Annotated in this window: 15 protein-coding genes; 10 read left to right on the top strand and 5 right to left on the bottom strand. The window is 46.1% G+C overall.

What is annotated here, in order from left to right:
• The first annotated feature begins 369 nt into the window (after positions 1-369).
• The 6 genes from BN1247_RS17460 to BN1247_RS10830 all read left to right on the top strand — a co-directional run bounded on the left by BN1247_RS17460 (position 370) and on the right by BN1247_RS10830 (position 4,600).
• The gene (locus BN1247_RS17460) at positions 370-1,848 is read left to right on the top strand and encodes a T7SS effector LXG polymorphic toxin (RefSeq protein WP_082415900.1); all 1,479 of its coding nucleotides are present in this window, start codon (positions 370-372) and stop codon (positions 1,846-1,848) included.
• 24 nt (positions 1,849-1,872) lie between these two features.
• Entirely contained in the window at positions 1,873-2,673 is an 801-nt protein-coding gene (locus BN1247_RS10850) for a hypothetical protein (RefSeq protein ID WP_054950400.1), read from the top strand.
• Between the two features lie 196 nt (positions 2,674-2,869).
• On the top strand, positions 2,870-3,289 hold the full coding sequence (locus tag BN1247_RS10845) for a YwqH-like family protein (RefSeq protein WP_054950399.1): 420 nt from the start codon (positions 2,870-2,872) through the stop codon (positions 3,287-3,289).
• Positions 3,290-3,295: 6 nt separating this feature from the next.
• Complete coding sequence (locus tag BN1247_RS10840) at positions 3,296-3,595, top strand: TIGR04197 family type VII secretion effector (RefSeq protein WP_054950398.1); 300 nt, start codon at positions 3,296-3,298, stop codon at positions 3,593-3,595.
• Positions 3,596-3,686: 91 nt separating this feature from the next.
• On the top strand, positions 3,687-4,145 hold the full coding sequence (locus tag BN1247_RS10835; protein ID WP_054950397.1) for a DUF5085 family protein: 459 nt from the start codon (positions 3,687-3,689) through the stop codon (positions 4,143-4,145).
• The gene (locus tag BN1247_RS10830) at positions 4,142-4,600 is read left to right on the top strand and encodes a DUF5085 family protein (protein ID WP_054950396.1); all 459 of its coding nucleotides are present in this window, start codon (positions 4,142-4,144) and stop codon (positions 4,598-4,600) included. The genes BN1247_RS10835 and BN1247_RS10830 overlap by 4 nt, the downstream gene beginning before the upstream one ends.
• Before the next feature lie 229 nt (positions 4,601-4,829).
• On the opposite strand, the gene BN1247_RS10825 is transcribed toward BN1247_RS10830, so the two are convergent.
• From BN1247_RS10825 to BN1247_RS10805, 5 genes are all read right to left on the bottom strand, one after another.
• Positions 4,830-5,570 carry a sugar isomerase domain-containing protein gene (locus BN1247_RS10825; RefSeq protein ID WP_054950395.1) on the bottom strand — a complete coding sequence of 247 codons (741 nt, stop codon included), beginning with the start codon at positions 5,568-5,570 and terminating at the stop codon, positions 4,830-4,832.
• Positions 5,571-5,614: 44 nt separating this feature from the next.
• A complete protein-coding gene (locus BN1247_RS10820; protein WP_054950394.1) occupies positions 5,615-6,859 on the bottom strand; it encodes a PTS ascorbate transporter subunit IIC in 1,245 nt (414 codons plus the stop codon).
• Between the two features lie 104 nt (positions 6,860-6,963).
• On the bottom strand, positions 6,964-7,242 hold the full coding sequence (locus BN1247_RS10815; protein WP_054950393.1) for a PTS sugar transporter subunit IIB: 279 nt from the start codon (positions 7,240-7,242) through the stop codon (positions 6,964-6,966).
• Positions 7,239-7,709, bottom strand: a complete 471-nt coding sequence (locus BN1247_RS10810) for a PTS sugar transporter subunit IIA (RefSeq protein ID WP_054950392.1) — start codon at positions 7,707-7,709, stop codon at positions 7,239-7,241. The genes BN1247_RS10815 and BN1247_RS10810 overlap by 4 nt, the downstream gene beginning before the upstream one ends.
• A complete protein-coding gene (locus BN1247_RS10805) occupies positions 7,702-9,678 on the bottom strand; it encodes a BglG family transcription antiterminator (protein ID WP_054950391.1) in 1,977 nt (658 codons plus the stop codon). Before BN1247_RS10805 ends, BN1247_RS10810 begins: the two co-directional genes overlap by 8 nt.
• Positions 9,679-10,311: 633 nt before the next feature.
• On the opposite strand from BN1247_RS10805, the gene BN1247_RS10800 reads away from it, so the two are divergent.
• From BN1247_RS10800 to BN1247_RS10785, 4 genes are all read left to right on the top strand, one after another.
• A complete protein-coding gene (locus tag BN1247_RS10800; protein WP_074011128.1) occupies positions 10,312-11,877 on the top strand; it encodes a citrate/2-methylcitrate synthase in 1,566 nt (521 codons plus the stop codon).
• Between the two features lie 81 nt (positions 11,878-11,958).
• On the top strand, positions 11,959-13,599 hold the full coding sequence (locus BN1247_RS10795) for an amino acid adenylation domain-containing protein (protein ID WP_054950390.1): 1,641 nt from the start codon (positions 11,959-11,961) through the stop codon (positions 13,597-13,599).
• A gap of 47 nt (positions 13,600-13,646) precedes the next feature.
• Complete coding sequence (gene acnA / locus BN1247_RS10790) at positions 13,647-16,358, top strand: aconitate hydratase AcnA (protein ID WP_054951614.1); 2,712 nt, start codon at positions 13,647-13,649, stop codon at positions 16,356-16,358.
• A complete protein-coding gene (locus BN1247_RS10785; protein WP_054950389.1) occupies positions 16,352-17,851 on the top strand; it encodes a DUF6025 family protein in 1,500 nt (499 codons plus the stop codon). Before acnA ends, BN1247_RS10785 begins: the two co-directional genes overlap by 7 nt.
• The last annotated feature ends 72 nt before the right edge of the window (positions 17,852-17,923 follow it).

Here is a 17,923-nt window from a genome sequence, read left to right as displayed (position 1 = left end):
CAAAATATTATAATGCTTAATAACATGTTTACCATAGTATTTTTTAGCGTTGTAACACCTCTTTTGAACGCAATACAAAAAAATGGTGGGTAACCACAGGGGCTGATCTAACATATCGGCTCTTTAAACGAACAATCGCCACTGGTAGTGGTAGCGGAATGGCTAGAAAACATGCCTACTGAAACTTCACAACAGGAAAATACAGCATCGGGAAGAGCGAAAAAAGAAAACGATAACACGAACGAAAATCGGATCAAAAGGAAGGTAGTAACTGAAGCAAAGTCAGGGGACGAAAAGTAAGAATCGTCATGAAGTAACGGATATGCAATGGTCAGTCAAGCGATAATTTAGTGAAGGAGGACGAGGCACATGGGTCACCAAGTGGATATGAGCGAAGTGCTTAGTTTGTCAAAAGAAGTAACTTCAAAGGTCGAGGATGTACGCACTGGTCTGGATTCTCTCTTAACCTCTATTTACGATTTCGAGAAGATGGACACCTTTAGAGGGGCATCGGCTGATGCAGCGAAGGGGTACTTAGACACGATCCATCGGACGTTAATCTTGGCGTTTGATGAATTGTTTTCTGTACTGGGGCAGCAATTTAAATATCATATCGCCAAATTTCGAGCGGATGTTGATAAGGACGATTCCGCAATAATTGTCAGTGATTACTTGCGAGATCATCAGGACACGATTACGAGCGAATACGATGCCTTGAACGATACAGTAAATGAGGTCAAACAAACGATTCGTAATATCGCTGACATTAGTCATCTCGTAAAACCGGGAACTTATTCCCTCCATCGCGATCAGTCAGAGGTGACGAAATATATCGAACGCCTTGATCGGAACCTACATAAATTTACGGCGGTTCCTATAGACGATCCCTTAGACCACAGCTCGAGTCTAGAAACGATCTTGCAGGCCGTTCACACGGTGATGGCGAAAACCGGCAATATAAGTGGCGAAGCGCGATTTAAGGAGCTTAAGGACGGTTCTGGTATTGCTGCGATTAAGACGATGAAGGATATCGTCGGCTATGCTAGGAAGGGAAGAACGGCAGTAAAGGGGGTTATTACGGGCTATAAGATGTATCAAGCAGCTAAAGATGCCGGATTAGAAACAAGGGTGATAAACGGTAAAGATGGGAAAAAGTATTATGAAGTTGTTGCCTCTGAGGAAGCACTTAATCGTCTAGGCATTAAACCGAATAAAGTAGACTTGGATAAAAGTATAAGTGATCCAAAAAGGTATAATAGACTTCCAAAGGATAAAAGTCAATGGGAAAGAAAACATTGGGAAACATACAAAGCAAGCAGGTTGAAGTTGAGGTACGTCAACAATAAGGGGGATGCAAATTGGTCCGCCACGGGTAAAGAGGCGCTTAAGAAATATCCGGAAATCGGTTACATGACGGATGGGGCTAGCCTTAGTGAAAGAACGAAAGTTATCGGAAAGGCGGCCTGGAAAGGAACCGTGACATCCTTTAAAGACATTGGCGATTTTAAGGGAATCGCCAAAAGCGGGTTTGTCAAAGGGACCGGTAAAGCGCTCGCGCCGGTAGGAGCGGGATTAAGCTTTTACAGCAACTATCAAGAGGCAAAAGATGCTGGACTAAGGGGGATTGACGCCACAGCCAGAGCGACTGTCGATACGGCGATTGATACCGCGGTTGGCGGAGCAGTGCAGGCGGCAACTGTAGCTACTTTTACAGCGACAATACCAATACCGGGTGTTGGTACGGCGATAGGGGTTGGTGCAGGAATACTCATCAATTCAGCTTTGAATATAAAGTTCGGTAAGAGCAAAAAGTCGGTGATGGATCGGATTAAAGGCTGGTTTCATTAAGTTAAAACGGAGGTGTATTTACAAGTGTTAAAGAAATTATCTGAAGAAGATTTTGCGGTATTAAGAGGACCCTTTGAGTCAGGAAGGCAAAGTCCGGAGATTTTAGGGCGCGCTCTATTTTTATTTATATTTTTACAAGCGCTTCTGTTTTTCTTGTCCTATGTCGTTGCGGCAGATAGCACTTATTACCCGAATAAGGAAAAAATGTTTTCAGTTCATTTTTGGATCACATTAATTGTTGCTGTTGCTTCCTTGTTCTATGCCATTCCTGCTGTCTATAAACGAAGCCAGAAAGTACAATATTTACTAGTGACTATCGTAACGCAAAATGCGGGTGTTTCATTCTATATCATGGCTTTGTTTTTTATTTTTTCTTCGCGGACGGGAATGGATGAAGCATCGTCCCTCACCTTTACTTATGTCACGTTATCCTTTGGCGCATTGATCTTTATTGCAACATGCATTCGCTTTTTTATCTTGTTGCACAAAGGTCATTACCGGAAGGGCTCCAAAAAGGATCAACTTAGGGGAAGCATTGAAGGAAATATTAAATCCTATTTACCGATGATTATCATTGCCAGCACTGGTTTAGTATTTGTACTGCAGTATTTATTTCGAACGATTGGTTTTTCGGATGTAGAAATAATATTAATTTTGGTTCTTGGTATTTTACTCTTTTATGCGATGTTATTCGTTCTCCCAGAGCAACTCGTCATTCTATATTGCAAGTTCCGCTTTAAAAGCTTCAATTTTGACATGGACGGTAACTTGCTGACGGAAGACCATATGGAAGACGAAGAGACGGGGGAAGGTGCTAGCCTATGACGTGCGTTAAGTGTCCGTAGCAGGTTAAGTGTGGTCGTGTGTGTCCCTAAAGTTATAGAAAAGCAGCTACGAATGAACACGAGGGACGGTACCTATGACTCACCGACAAGTTATTCTAAATCGAGCACCTACTAAAACTGGACATCTAGGCCGTTAGTGACATTCCATCTCAAGTGAACCGAAAGGACGTGATCCTATGAACCGGGCTGCCATCGAGATGTTATATGGACAGCAAGCGAGACTCATTGGCGCAAAAGACAATCTTCAAGGCCAACTTACGACAGTGAACGAAAAAATCAGCCGTTTGCGGACAGCTGCAACGGAATTGTCTACTCAGATCACTACTTTGAAAGGCCATCAACAACGAGTAGACAGTTTAACAGTTGACGAAGGCCAGTGGAAAGGTGAGCATAAGCAGAAATTTGACGATCGGTACAATGCGTACAAAGAGAGCGTCAAAAACTTCGTGGCCAAAACAGAGGGAATCAAAGAACAGGTGGACGAGGAAATTGCGCGGGCAGAAAGCCTGCAAGGTATGTATCAGTCCGAGTTGTCTACCATCTCTTCACAAATAACGAGTATTAGCAACCAAATTGAACGAGAGCGAAGGAAGTGATGTACAGTGTCGAAGCAAGTAAGCATTAATATCGGAGAATACCGTGACAAAGTCGGGCAAATTAAAAACTCCCAGTCTGGCTTAACGACCTTTGGTTGCTATGCCTCATTTAATCGAACGAATATTAAGCCGTTCACGGACGACTTGGAAATGTTTATCGAGGCGACCAAACTGTTTGCAAGGTACAAGGAGATCCTCGAGGCCGACATTCAGACACTGGTGAAGGTTGGTGAATCCATCCAAAAGCAGGATGAAGCGTTAGCCCGAGCTAGCAACAAAGTTTCCGGTCCACAAGCTGCTATATAATTGCAATGTCACGCAGTCAGAGTCTATGTCAAGTCGTAAGAGTCACAGATGTCATCGAGAAGAGCGAACATACAGGAGAGGATTGTTAACGATGAAGATCGAGCAGCGCCCCCTCATTTTTGACAACGTCATTGTTTATGAAACACGGCAGTTAAAGAAAGACTGGCAGGAAGGTATTTTTATTCTGGAAGATTTTCCGTTAACGCGGGATATTTATCAAAACGGTCCCGTGTTTTTCTCTGTGTCACCGGAGGACGGTAAAGCCGAATTTGTCCACTTTACGTACTACTTACCGATCAATGTCCCTATAAGCTTAAGTGACGAGACGCATTTTCGCTTTGAAGAGCAGTTCCGCATCGATGACGCCCTCGTCTTGCGACAGGCGGACGAAGCCGTTGACTTTTATGATGCTTACGATCGAGTGAAGCAGTATGCCAGTGAACAACAGATCGAGCTGGAGGACACGTATTACTGTGTGTTGTTGAAAGTGTTCGACGACATCATTATTGACTTATACGTCCCCATCCGGGAGCGAGGTGATCAGTCATGATTGTGGAGAACCATGTCATCGCCCACCGGAACGTCGCGTCCAAGCTGTACCGGTTTGTGCCGGAGGAGATCGATCTGGCCATGACTGATTTTGACACGATCTTGCGTGAACATGGCTATCATACGAACGGCACTTTATTCTTTACCATCATGAGTGATCCGACCGCGGAAATTATGACTGCGGAACTATTTCTCGCGATCGAGGAAGACGATTTTGACGTGGATCCGGAAGAAGAGATTCAATTCCACAGCTATTTCTTCGTCGACCAAATGCTCATGACGCGGATCACCGCCGATTTTAACGAACAATCACAAGTGCAGTACTGGGCGCTGATCGATTATATAAACAAGCACGACATGAGTCAGAGGACGCCGATTTTCGTGGTCTACAAAAGAAGCAACGCCGGGGAACCTTATGTGGAGATGAGTGTCGGAGTCGGGGTCGAGGTTGCATAACGTACACGTGTGCCCGAGAGTCGTGGCCGACATATAGTCGCGATCGGTATACAGTCATGGCCGGCATGCAGTCGTGGCCGGCATGCAGTCGTGGCCGGCATGCAGTCGCGATCGGCATACAGTCGCGGTCGGCACATTGAAAAGCACGCAAAGGAATTGGCGCAGTGAGGGGGGAGGTGTTAACCCATACTGTTGCCAATTCCTTTTTCACTGGCAGCTAGGCAATCGTTTAGAAACGATAGTGAATACTATCCTTGTATTTCTCGTACAGTGCTTGATTCAATGCATCGCCACCGTCTAAGTTGGCACTGTAAAAAATCGGCGGGTACTTCATCCCGCGATCCACTAACTTTTGACACACTTCAACGACGATGGCATTCAAGATCGTTGCCCCTACAACCGTAGAAGAAGGGGCGACTTTTTGATCGATGCCTTCGATGGTACAGGTAGCGTCGCCAATGGCACCGTGGTTATCGATGACGACATCGCTCACATCGTACAATTTTTTGCCAGACGGATGGCGGGAAGTGGTGCCTTTAGAGTAAGTCATATTCGTTAAGGAAATGACGTTAACTCCTTTTTCTTGGGCGACCATTCCCATCTCAATCGTCACAGGGTTGCGGCCGGAGACCGAGTGTAAGATTAAGACATCGTCTGCTTTAAAATTTACTTTTTTAGCTAACACTGTCCCGTAGCCGACTAAGCGTTCCATCTGGCTAGTGAGCGTGATTGGTTCATTGTCTAACATCAGCTCTCTGCCGAAGATCGGATTGATGGTCATTAAACCGCCGGCGCGATAGTACATCTCTTGCGCCAAAATACCGGCGTGGCTCGCACCAAAAATATAGATCGAACGCTTCTTCTCTGTAGCCTCCACTAAGATATCTCGGGCCTTTAGCATAGCGTCCTTTTCCTCTTTTTCTACCGTAGCAAGTAGTTCCGCCATTTTGTTGAAATATTGAAAGGTCATGATCACACCCCATTAAAAGATGCTGACATTATAAGATGCTGACATTAAAAGATGCTTGCAATTAACTTCGCAATTGGTCCGAAAATAGAGAAGTCGTTACCGCCGAAGATTAAGAGCCAGTTTTGAATGGTGCTGTCGAACATCGTCACCGAGACACCCATCACCAAGACCATCACAACACCAGCGACGGCACTCCCGATAATACTTCCCCGTAAGCCCCCTTGACCTTCGCCAATCACGGCCGCGGCACCGCATTCGAAGAAGCTGGTGATGACCAACGGTACGAGCAACACACCGAACATATTCGTCGTATTGGCAATTACAATCATTACGGTAGACGTGATCATGGCGACAACGAAGCCGATAATGACGGCGTTCGGTCGATAGTTAAAAATAATGGGTGCATCAAAAGCCGGAACTGCATTTGGAATGAGCTTTTCCGAAATACCTTGGAAAGCGGGAATGATTTGGTTAATCAACATTCTTACACCGAATAGCATGAGGAGTAAACCAGCACCAAAGCTAAGACCGTTGTTGACGGCAGTCATTGATAAATACTCGCCATCTTCAATTAAAGATGGGATCAATAAGCCGACGACTACGTACATAATGGCAATGACAATGCCGCCTGTGACGGAAATTTCGCGGAAGAAGGACAAGCTCTTTGGCACCTTTATGTCTTCCGTTGATTTTTCTTTGTTGCCGACTCGTTTGGCGACAAAACCTGAGATCAAGCTGAGGAATCCTGTGGGGTGCCCGATTAGGAAAGAATTGTCACCCGTTGCATCCCAAACGTATTTACGCATAATCCAAGGCATGAAGGACCAATAGAGTGCAGAACAGATGGCCCCGAAGACAATGAGCGTCGTACCTTTCATACCGGCTTCCACGCCAGCAGCGATAAAGACGAAGGGGAACCACCACAACATGTGACCAGTTAAGAAAATCGTCTTAACAGGCGTCAATCGGGCAATCAATAAGTGAATGATTAAGCCCAAAAACATAGCCATCCCTACATCGCCACCGTATGAAGCGGTGAAGGTGGCATCGTTCAATCCGTCGGCAACTTCACCTCCAGCTAAGGCACCTTGGAAAGCGGTATTGATCGGAGCGATCGTCCCGACTAACATTTCCACGCCTTTACTTAGGAGCACCATCCCGAAGGCTGCTGCAAGAGAACCCTTGACAATATCAGAAAAGCTTTTCCTCTGCACAATTAATCCGATGGCCGCTATTAGACCAAGTAGAACAGGGGGATTTTTAAGAATTTGGTTGGCTATAAAATCCAATTCAAACGCCTCCTTGTATATTGTGTTCAAGCCCTTTTTAACACATCCATCAAAAGCGACGATACGTTAAAAGAAGGGCTTGACATCATCCTGCTACTTGCACGCTAAGCCTTCGTTTCTAAAAATGATTGCAGCGCCCCTTTTACTTCGTTCGTGTCCATGTACTTTTTAATCGGATAGATCGGACAATTGACAGAACTCTCTAATTCCCCGAGGAGCTCGTGGCTAGTAAAGATGGCATCGCAAGCTGTGCCCTTTGCACTACTGAGATCGGTGTTTTCTACGTCAGCTTCAATCCCTAACTCCCGTGCCACACGCTCTAACGTCATTTTTAAGACCATGGAGGAACCGACCCCAAAACCACACACTGCTAAAAACTTCACGATTGATCACCTCCCTTCACATTGGTTTCAATTAATCGCGAAATTTGTTCAATGTCTCCGTTTAGAAATGTATTAAATGATGCCTGATCCATTAATAAGGTAGTAATATCTGCTAATGCATCGATATGAGTGCGGCTGTCCTCGGCGGCCAAGATGAGAAAGAGCTTCACAGGAACCCCTACGAGATCTACCTCTTCGTCCACAATTAACAGTGACATGGACAGTTCGTTGACGCCTTCACCAGCTTTAGCATGCATCAAGGCGAAGTAATCGGCGAGAACCATATAGGGGCCATTTTCTTTTACGTTTTTTTTGATGTTCGTTACATATAGGTCACTAATCGATCCTTCATTTAAAAGCGGTTCACACGCAAGGTCGACCGCCTGCTCCCATGAGGACACCGCTTGAAGATGTAGCATACGTTCCTTCGTCAGTAATTGCTTCAATTTATTTTCAGTTTCAGCCATAATTGACGACTCCTTTAACAATGTTGTCATAAATATATTGCCCTTCCTCTTGGAAGAAAATGGCCTCAATCATTTGCCGATCGAAAATAATGTTGAAGAGGGTCTGTAGGATCGGCTCTACATGTTCCACATCTTCTTTGTGAATAGCTAATAAAATGACGACATCAATCTTTTCGTCATCCCAGATCGTTTGCTGAGGATTGACAAAAATTTTAATTTTTGATTTTGTGACGAAGTGTGGATTACCGTGAGGCATTGCCACGCCGTTACTCATATGAGTCGGTGCCAACGATTCTCGGCCGTAGACAGATTCCTTAAATTCATTAGTGACACATCCTTCTGCCACTAGTTCGTCACAGAGAAAACCGATAACCTCCTCCTTTTCATTCAGTGAATGATTCAGATAAATATCTTTCGGACGTAAAACTTCCGAAAGGAGCGAATTTGTGGCCATGTTCCTATTTGTTATGGCGCTACGCTGTATAAACCACTCGCCGTAGTGCTCCAAAATTATTTTTACATCTTGGCGTGTGAGAATCGGTGATATTTTGATTATGGTCTGTTCTTCTGTCTGTTCTTGCGCCTCCAAAGGAACGGTCGAAATAATAAAGTCAAATTGGGACAAGTCTTTTGAACCAATCTTGGAGAGCGACAACGTTTCATAACTATCGATATTCGGCAACAGTTGTTTTACTTGGCTGGCAATTAAGGAAGAAGTGCCATAGCCGTTGGGACAGACAAAGAGCACGCGGATCGATTGGCGATGTCGTTCGATGGCAGCTTGGAAATGGACCATGATAAAGGCGACTTCATCTTCGGTTAAGTTAAGATTTAACTCTTTTTCAATATCCATCATGACAAACCAAGTCAACCCGTACATCACGCTATATTTTTCCTTAATAACGTCTAACAAGGGATTCGTAATGTTAATATCGTTCTGTAGGCGGTATATCATGGGAATGATATGGGTAATTAAACCTTCCCGCAGTAATCGGTCGTTTTCTAAAGGCACTTCCGTTGAATAGGCCATCTTTTTAATGGCTGCATCAATTAAATCGATGTATTTCTCGGTTACTTCTACGTCGTTTTTTATCGGTTCAATACCACTAGCAATAAACAGTTTATTAATTGACCGCAGCTCGGCATCTGTCAGTTTGATTTCAAAGGCACTTTCCATAAGATCACTTAATTCAAGGGTCAAAAAATATGTGGTCATATCGTGAAGTTGCTCGAAATTAAAAGGATCCTCTTCGACCAGCTCAATACGATGCCCTTGTAAAATTCGCCCCACCATAATGACAAGCGATGTTTGGATAACCTTCATCGACTGATTGTTTACACGGTGCTTCAGTTTACCGAAAAATTCATCGAGAATGAGAGAGAGTGTGCTTACCATCGCGTCACCGAATAAGCTCCTGTACAGTGGCTTAAGACTGTTTGCATCCCCTGTATGGTGCTGATCCATAGAGAGAATAAATTGTAGCAATATGTTTTGTCGTTGATACTCATCTCCGACGAAGAAAGTGCCACTATTGTTCGTTTCCAAATAATTTCGATCTAATAAGAAAAATTTTTTGATCGTTTTCATATCAGCGGCAATTGAACTCCGACTGACAAAGAATTCCTCCGATAGCGCTTGATAGGAGACAGTCTCCCCATTGATGAGCAATTTATTCATAATAGCAAGTTGACGCTGTTCAGTTGGAGATAAAAATTGCTTTTCTTCCGTCCTGTAATCGTCGTGGAAAAGCTGTATTTGCTCCTCGCTACCTTGAAGAGTCCAATTTTGATTAGCATCCTTAGTTAAGCAAAGTTGATAATGATCCGCCAGCATTTCGGAAATGGCATTTAAGTCATTTTGAATGGTCCGTGTAGAGACGCGGAAATACTCGGCGCAATAATCGTTGTCGTTCAGTTTGCCGCACGTGATTAATTCGTTAATAATTTGGTTGATTCGTCTGTTTTTCAAAGTGTTCACCTCCTATTTGTAAATTTTCTACCCTATAATTAATTATAGAAGGGGGTGATATATTTGCCTAGAACAAAGCCCTTCCAAAATAAAGGAAAGAAGGCTGAACACATCCCAATAATGACTCAACAGTCATCACTTCAAAAAGGCAACCATCCAAATTGGTCCAGAACAACCCAAGAGAAGCAAAAGGGTGATTAAGGGTGATCGATGCGTTGATTGTCCGGTTCGAACCACTGCAAATTTATTGTAAAAGGAATTAGCCCAAACATAGAGGGTATTTTCCTAATGAGGTAATTCTTTTAAAAGAGCTATATTTAGTCATTCTACAATACTACTATCGTCATCAAGGTTACAAACTCAAACGAGATAAAAAAATTCATGAAATGGGCAGGAATTTGCGATTTGTTGTCGAATTAGCTTATGAGACAAACGATGCAGCCGGAGACGATTAATACAAGGTTCTTACTTCGACATGCTGCAGGGGTTGTCAAAATAGCTATAGCTTGTGCATTATTGTTTTACTATTTGGAAGAAATGTCTTCCTTATCTTGCGAACGGTGGGTCAGCTTTTTTGAAGAAATCGGACAGAAAATGGCACTTAATAAAAAAACGTGGGAGTGACGTGGTTATATGAAAAGAGGGGAAATTTGTAAAGAGGGGCAAAGTAGAAAAATAAGGGGGGTTGAGACGTTAATTGCACACGTACTCCAAGTTCCGGAGGATCAAATTACCGATGACTTGGCGTATCGATCAATTATGGCATGGGATTCCTTGGCGCATGTCAATCTTATGATAGCCCTCGAGAAGGAATACGGTGTTCCACTAGACGCTGACACAATCGTTGAACTTAATAGTGTAGCAGCTATTCGCGCCTTTGTGCAACAACATGTCTCTCATCGGGAAGAAAGTTATGATCGGGGCAATGAAGGGCGTGAATATGTGGGGATAGCGAACGTTGCATCAATGAATAGCGAGGCGGAGTCCTCCCCTCAGCTTGAGTCGACGGGGAATCGTATTGCAGTGAAAGAGGTATTCACGGGAACCCATGATGCAACGACTATTTGTCGTGGGCTTGCTGGAGTCATTTTTGATCGAACGCGTACGACATTAGTCGATCGGCAGGGTAAACTCCTTTACAGAGGGTACTCCATCCACGACTTAGTAGCCCATTCAACTTTTGAAGAAACAGCATACCTTCTTCTTTATGGCGCGTTACCTAATCGCGAGGAGCTTAACGGCTTCGATAGCGAATTAAAGGCAGCCCGGTCGGTACCGGCCCCAATCCTTGAAGTTATCCGTATGGTGCAACATGCTCATCCAATGGAAGTCCTTCGAACGGCAGTTTCTGCCTTAGCAACCTTTGATGTCCATCGGGGTGATAACTCGGCCAAATCGCTACAGCAAAAGGCTATTCGCCTCATTGCCCAAATACCGACATTGGTGGCTGCTCACCAAGCCATTCGCCGTGGTAAACAGCCTCTACTACCTAGCCCTACACTTTCCCATGCAGCCAACTTCTTGTATATGATTCACGGTGAGATTCCTAACGAGCGAGCGGTCCAAACCATAGACAAAATCCTTATCCTACATGCTGATCACGGATCGAATGCTTCGGCATTCGCTGCTCGGGTCGTAGCGGGTACACGCTCCGATCTGTACGCCACGCTAACAGCTGCTATTGCTGCTTTTGCCGGTTCGCTTCACGGGGGAGCCATCGAGAATGTTCTCACCATGGTTCAGGAAATTGGCGAACCAGATCGTGCCGCTGAGTATGTCGCACGTCTTCAATCTAAGAACGAGCCGATCATGGGCTTTGGTCACCGGGTATATCAGACGGAGGATCCACGGGCTCGGCATTTGCGGCAGGCGGCTTACGAGTTAAGTGTACAGTTGGGAGAAAAGAAGTGGTACGACATATTAGAAGCGGTAGTTAATGCGATGCGATCGTACGTAAAAAAAGGTGTCGACGTCAATGTCGATTTTTATGCAAGTATTATCTACCATCTACTTGGGATTCCACAAGATCTTTTTGTCGCAGCATTCGCGATTGGTCGGATGCCTGGCTGGATCTCTCAGGTAAAAGAACAGTTCGAGAATAACATTCTCATTAGACCGCTTCTTCAGTATGTAGGGGAGACAGATTCCCCTTATCTGCCGATTGATCAACGGGACACTAGAGGCCGCAAGTCCAGCTAACGGTTGGGTGACGTGTTTCACTATCATTGACAGCGCTTAAATATTTTTCTTATGGGTGTTTTCAATTAAGGAGGGGCTGTTATGGCACATATTCGATCCAGTCGTCCTTTAGCAATACGTACTTCAAGTACCTTACTTCATGCTGGTTTTCTTTCTAGCGTTGAACGTTACCCCGATGCCTTGGCATTAACGATCGCTAACCGTGAATGGACATACGCCGAAATCGATGACATCGCTCGACGTTGGGCGTTCGTCATTCGCAATAGTATGCATGCTGCACCTAGAAGGATCGGTATATTTGCTTATCGAAGTGAGGTGTCTTACATAGGGGTATTGGCAAGCTTGTTTTCCGGTGCTGCATTCGTTCCGCTAAATCGCACTTTTCCTACACAGCGGACGCGTGCGATGATCGAGCAGGCAGAGCTCGACGCGTTAATTGTAGATAAAGCTTCTCTGCCACAGTTTTACGAGATCGTCAAAGATTTGCGACGGCTTCCTTATTGCATCCTCTTGCCAGATTCGCACAAAGAGGATTTTCCCCACGTTGCAGTTGAAATTCGGGATCGACTAGATGTAGAGTATGCTGTCCCCGTCGAGGGGCTACCCGTTATTTCTTCAGAGGCAATGGCTTATCTGTTATTCACTTCGGGTAGTACAGGCGTGCCAAAAGGTGTGCCAATCACCCATTCCAATGTCAGTCACTTTATCTCGATCAATCAGCAGCGTTACCAGATCACACCTGAAGATCGTTTGACACAAACGTTTGACCAGACGTTCGATCTCTCCGTGTTTGACCTTTTCATGGCCTGGGGAGGAGGGGCTGCCGTTTGCGTGATACAACCGATTGAACTGTTGTCACCGTTTCGCTACGTACGAGACAAAGGTATTACTGTGTGGTTTTCCGTACCGTCTGTTGCCGCATTGCTCCGTAAGCAAAACCTCTTAAAACCGAATAGTCTTTCGAGTTTGCGTTTGAGCCTTTTCTGTGGAGAGGCACTCCCGAGAGCGACTGCGGAAGCCTGGCAAGTAGCGGCACCACATTCAGTCATTGAAAACCTTTACGGCCCTACCGAGCTGACGATTGCCTGCACAGCGTACCGCTGGCATCCAATAGAGTCCCCAAAAGAGTGTGTCAACGATATCGTTCCTATCGGTCAACTTTATCCCGGACTCGATGCGTGCTTACTCGATGAAAATCTTGAACCTGTGCCTCGTGGTTCCGAAGGGGAATTATGTGTGGCTGGACCACAGACCTTCCCCGGTTACTGGCGCAACCCGGAACAAACCAAACAGCGTACCGTCCGGATTAAACAGGCGTCCGGGGAGGTAAAAGAGTATTATCGAACGGGCGATCGCGTTCGCTATCTATCTAGCGGTAATCTTGCGTATATGGGGCGGATCGATCATCAAGTACAGATACAAGGTTATCGGATAGAGTTGAGTGAAATTGAAGGTGTGCTATCGCAACAACACGGAGTGTTTTCGGCGGTGGCTTTAAGTTGGCCGGTTGAAAATGGAACAGCGAAAGGAATCGTTGCTTTTGTCATTGCTAGCCCCGAAGTGAACGCTACAACACTTATTGAAGCAGCACGGGAAAAGGTGCCGAACTATATGGTACCGCGGAGTATCTATATTGTTGAAGATATGCCGTTGAATGCTAACGGAAAAGTGGACCGTAAAGAACTACTACGTCGCCTTGAAGCAGGTGAGATTCAGGGGTGAGACCGTTGAAAAACATTGTAAAAGATCCACTCGGGGTATGTGTTCCAATGGAATTTGCGGGAAAGCAGTATAACATTTGGTCTCTCAAACGTTTAGAGAATCGACTCGGTCTGCAACTCTCGCGAGTGCCTTATTCGATCAGACTGCTAATGGAGGCGTTTTTGCGTTCTGTTACGGCTAGATTTGCAAGTGTGGATACGGCAGATGCGACGCTTCGTGCACTTGCCGGAGGGGAAGAACAAGTCGTTATGCCGTACTTGCCCGCCCGTGTGCTCTTACAAGACTATACTGGCGTTCCGGTCATTGTAGATTTAGCGGCAATGCGTGAAGCGGTGAAGAAGCTTGGGGGCGACCCAGCACTAGTCAGCCCTGTGTTACCAACTGATGTGGTTGTCGACCATTCAATTCAGGTGGACGTAGCCGCGTGTACAAAAGCATTGCAGTATAACACAGAGCAAGAATTTGTACAGAATCGAGAACGCTTTAAGTTATTGCGTTGGGGGGAACGAGCGTTTCAAGGCCTGAGAGTTTTTCCTCCTGGCACAGGAATTGTCCATCAGGTAAATTTAGAGAACCTCGCTACGGTCGTACGGGTACAAGAGCGTGACGGTATATTGACCGCATTTCCTGACAGCGTCTGTGGCACAGATAGTCATACAACGATGATTAACGGTCTCGGTGTATTAGGGTGGGGAGTTGGCGGTATTGAAGCAGAGGCCGCCATGCTGGGCCATCCGTTCATGCTCCTGCGTCCCCCTGTGGTCGGTGTAAAGCTAGTTGGCCGCTTGAGGCCGGGGGTTACGACTACTGATCTGGTGTTGTCCGTAGCGGAACGACTCCGCCAGGAAGGCGTTGTCGATCAGTTTGTGGAGTTCTGCGGCGAAGGAGTACGCGCATTAAGTCTTGCTGAGCGAGCGACAATTGCCAATATGGCTCCGGAATATGGAGCTACTTCGGCTTATTTTCCAGTAGACGAAGAGACGTTGCGCTACTTGCGCGCCACTGGACGCCCTGAGTCGCTAGTTCAGCTCGTGGACCGCTACTACAAGTTTCAAGGCTTGTTTTGTCATAACGAAGAACCGCTCCCTATTTTCAACAAGCTCGTGACGTTCGATTTAACTAAGGTTGTACCGAGCGTTTCCGGTCCCGCCAAGCCTCAACAACGCGTATCGGTTCAAGAGCTGAAAACGTCATTTTCTCGCACACTTACGACAACTTATGCACCTTTAATAGCATCTGAGAATAGAGACGGTGCGATTAAGGTGAATGTGGCGTTCGATGACCGTACGGTGACTCTTACCCACGGCTCCATCTTAATTGCATCTATTACTTCGTGCACGAATACATCGAACCCGTCTGTTATGATTGCGGCAGGTCTGCTGGCGCGTCGCGCTGTGACTCGGGGACTGACTGTCCCGCCGTATGTAAAGACTAGTCTTTCTCCGGGATCACAAGTTGTTACCGATTATTTGAAGGCTGCAGGGTTGATTTCGCCACTGGAAACACTTGGATTCCATGTGACGGGTTACGGGTGTATGACCTGTTCCGGTAGTAGTGGGCCGCTGGATCCACGACTGGCTACCGCAATAAAAGAGAATAATCTGGTGGCGACGTCTATCCTTAGTGGTAACCGCAATTTCGAAGGGCGGATTCACCCTCTAGTTAGGGCGAATTATTTAGCCTCTCCGCCGTTAGTCATTGCATACGCCATCGCGGGTACAGTCAAGATCGACCTCACGCGCGAACCGCTAGGCACTGATACGCACGGTGTTCCGGTATACCTTTCCGATATCTGGCCTTCGGACGAAGAGGTTTCCTCTGTGATGAACAAATCCATTTCTCCACGTATGTTTCGCGACCGCTACCGACAAGATTCTCGGGCGACCGAGCAGTGGGAGACTATTTCCGCGCCGGAGAGCGATTTGTTCAGTTGGGAGAAAGACTGCACGTATATTAAGAGGCCTCCCTATTTTGACTCGATGACTCATTCGGCTTCGTCGCCGAAGTCAATTTCAGGGGGACGCGTACTCGCTTTATTAGGCGATAGTATAACGACTGATCACCTTTCCCCAGGGGGAACAATTGACCCCACTAGTCCTGCTGGTCACTATCTGGCGGCGTACGGAGTAAAACCGACTGCATTTAATACGTATGGAGCCAGACGGGGAAATCACGAGGTGATGATGCGAGGTACACTGGCTAATATACGTTTGAAAAACATGCTGTTACCGGGAGTCGAGGGAGGAATGACGATTCATCATCCTTCCGGCCGGATGATGACCATATACGAAGCTGCTATGCAATATGCTACTGACGATATCCCACTAATTATTCTTGCGGGTAAAGAGTACGGCGCGGGTTCATCGCGAGATTGGGCCGCTAAAGGCCCACGTCTACTTGGCGTTCGCGTTGTCATAGCCAATAGCTTCGAGCGTATTCATCGTTCTAACTTGATTTGTATGGGTGTTCTCCCTCTGCAGTTTCGTTCGGGAGAAAGTTGGCGCTCACTCGGGTTGGACGGAACGGAAATATATGAAATAAATGGTGTTGAAACACTTAAGCCAGGGGAAGAAGTGATTGTGGAGGCGCGGAAGACTCACGGGGAGATCGTTCGTTTTGCTGTTCGTGCGCGCATTGACACAGAAAGCGAACTGACATATTACCAGCATGGCGGGTTGCTCCATCTCGTTGTTCGAAAATTGTTGACCGCAAAGAAAAATCGGGACGAAACTTTGGATCAGGGGATTGCAGTATGGTAATCCGAGCAAAGGAAGACCTAGTCTCAAGGAAAGCTGTGGAGCCTGGTACAGTTACGCCTGTCCAACTGCTTTCCGAACTGTCCCTTACTAGAGAAAACCTTCGTGAGAATTCCCTGGCATCTTTAATAGAACAATTCAGAACGCGCAAACGTGCGTTCGAATGGATTCATCTAGGAACGACAGACGTTACGATCGGGAAGCTTTTAGACCTAATCCACAATACGCCACAGTTGTTGCCACCGCGCACTGGACATATGGGAAATTGGGAAGAGATTGTGCGGGGACGAGCGGGAATGATGGATTTTAACAAGTCTGTCTGTGCAGGAAGGTACGGGTATCCGCTAATCTACTGCTTTAACCAAACGGAAGATGCCGCCATGCAGCATGGTGATTGGGTGTACCTTCCGGGCTCAAGTGTTGAAAATGGCCAACGGACAGTATTGCCACTCTTTACGTGGGATGGCACCCATTTCGTAAGGCGTAGCCGTGAAGAGCCGCTGTTTACACCGTTCGTTCAGACCGAAGTCGGAGGCCATTTAATCTCGATTACCGAGTTTCACTGGAGGCGGATGCAACGGTTGGGGACATTTCCGTTTCGTTTGGAAGCGTCGATAATACGTGAGAACGAAGCATTTGTCAAAGAAATTTTGCACGTATTACTCGATGAAGCAGCTCATCAAAATAACGCGCGGCGCGCTTTTCAGGATCTGTTGAGTCATCAGGTCACATTGGATGGGCGGATGCGGCGTATGGATCTTCAGCGTGTGGGACGCGGTTATCGGATGGGTAAGGCGTATTACGCAAATGCCGAGGAATTGGTTGATGCCGCGATACTACCGTATCTTGCCGTAACTGAGCCTAATGTGTTTTTCGATCGAATCAGGGAGTTTCCGAACTATCTTCCAATCATGTCTAATGTATTAACCGGTGTCCTCTCGGCGATTTTCTGTACGCACTACCCGGGATATTCGATCGAGCGCGCATTAATGACTCAACCGTTCAATCCGCATTTTCACTGGGGAGCACGGGCAATGGCAGGGTATCCGCCCAAAAGGAGAGGCTACTTTTATGAGAAATCTACGATAAAGAGCTATCGAAAGATTTGTCAGACCATAATTAGGAATTTTTCAACCGTCGATCCTATCTTTATTGTTCTCATGCCCGTCGTGATCTTCGCGTTGTGTCCGACAGACTGCCACGCTGGGGATCGTGAACGTTTGGAGGTATTGTTTAGAGAAGTGAAGCGGTCGACGGATCCTTTCTCTCCTCAGTCGGATCTTATGATGCAAGAAGTAGAACGAGTGGTGGCGCAGTGGTTGCAAAATAACGAGGGGAAGCTGTCGAGATACTTTCTTAATCGTTTCTACCCCCGGCAAGGTATTTTGAACGAGGGAGAAAGCCATACCTTTAGTACCCCAGTAGAGCCCGCAGGATTTCGGGAGTTAACGATCCGACAAGCGTGTATGATTGTCGGGGCGCTATTTAACACATAATGTCCTTGCGAGAATTAGGAATTATAGATGTAGTAGAAACGAGAAAAAACGCGTTAAAGGAGTGAGTGTTCT

Source organism: Numidum massiliense (assembly GCF_001375555.1).
GTDB lineage: Bacteria > Bacillota > Bacilli > Thermoactinomycetales > Novibacillaceae > Numidum > Numidum massiliense.
This window is presented reverse-complemented; position numbering and strand designations above follow the sequence as displayed.

Bases quoted from the DNA above. Each gene is read 5' to 3' on its own strand.
- BN1247_RS17460 (WP_082415900.1), top strand. From the start codon at position 370: ATGGGTCACCAAGTGGATATGAGCGAAGTGCTTAGTTTGTCAAAAGAA.
- BN1247_RS10845 (WP_054950399.1), top strand. From the start codon at position 2,870: ATGAACCGGGCTGCCATCGAGATGTTATATGGACAGCAAGCGAGACTC.
- BN1247_RS10835 (WP_054950397.1), top strand. From the start codon at position 3,687: ATGAAGATCGAGCAGCGCCCCCTCATTTTTGACAACGTCATTGTTTAT.
- BN1247_RS10830 (WP_054950396.1), top strand. From the start codon at position 4,142: ATGATTGTGGAGAACCATGTCATCGCCCACCGGAACGTCGCGTCCAAG.
- BN1247_RS10825 (WP_054950395.1), bottom strand. From the start codon at position 5,570: ATGACCTTTCAATATTTCAACAAAATGGCGGAACTACTTGCTACGGTA.
- BN1247_RS10810 (WP_054950392.1), bottom strand. From the start codon at position 7,709: ATGGCTGAAACTGAAAATAAATTGAAGCAATTACTGACGAAGGAACGT.
- BN1247_RS10800 (WP_074011128.1), top strand. From the start codon at position 10,312: ATGAAAAGAGGGGAAATTTGTAAAGAGGGGCAAAGTAGAAAAATAAGG.
- BN1247_RS10795 (WP_054950390.1), top strand. From the start codon at position 11,959: ATGGCACATATTCGATCCAGTCGTCCTTTAGCAATACGTACTTCAAGT.
- acnA (WP_054951614.1), top strand. From the start codon at position 13,647: ATGGAATTTGCGGGAAAGCAGTATAACATTTGGTCTCTCAAACGTTTA.
- BN1247_RS10785 (WP_054950389.1), top strand. From the start codon at position 16,352: ATGGTAATCCGAGCAAAGGAAGACCTAGTCTCAAGGAAAGCTGTGGAG.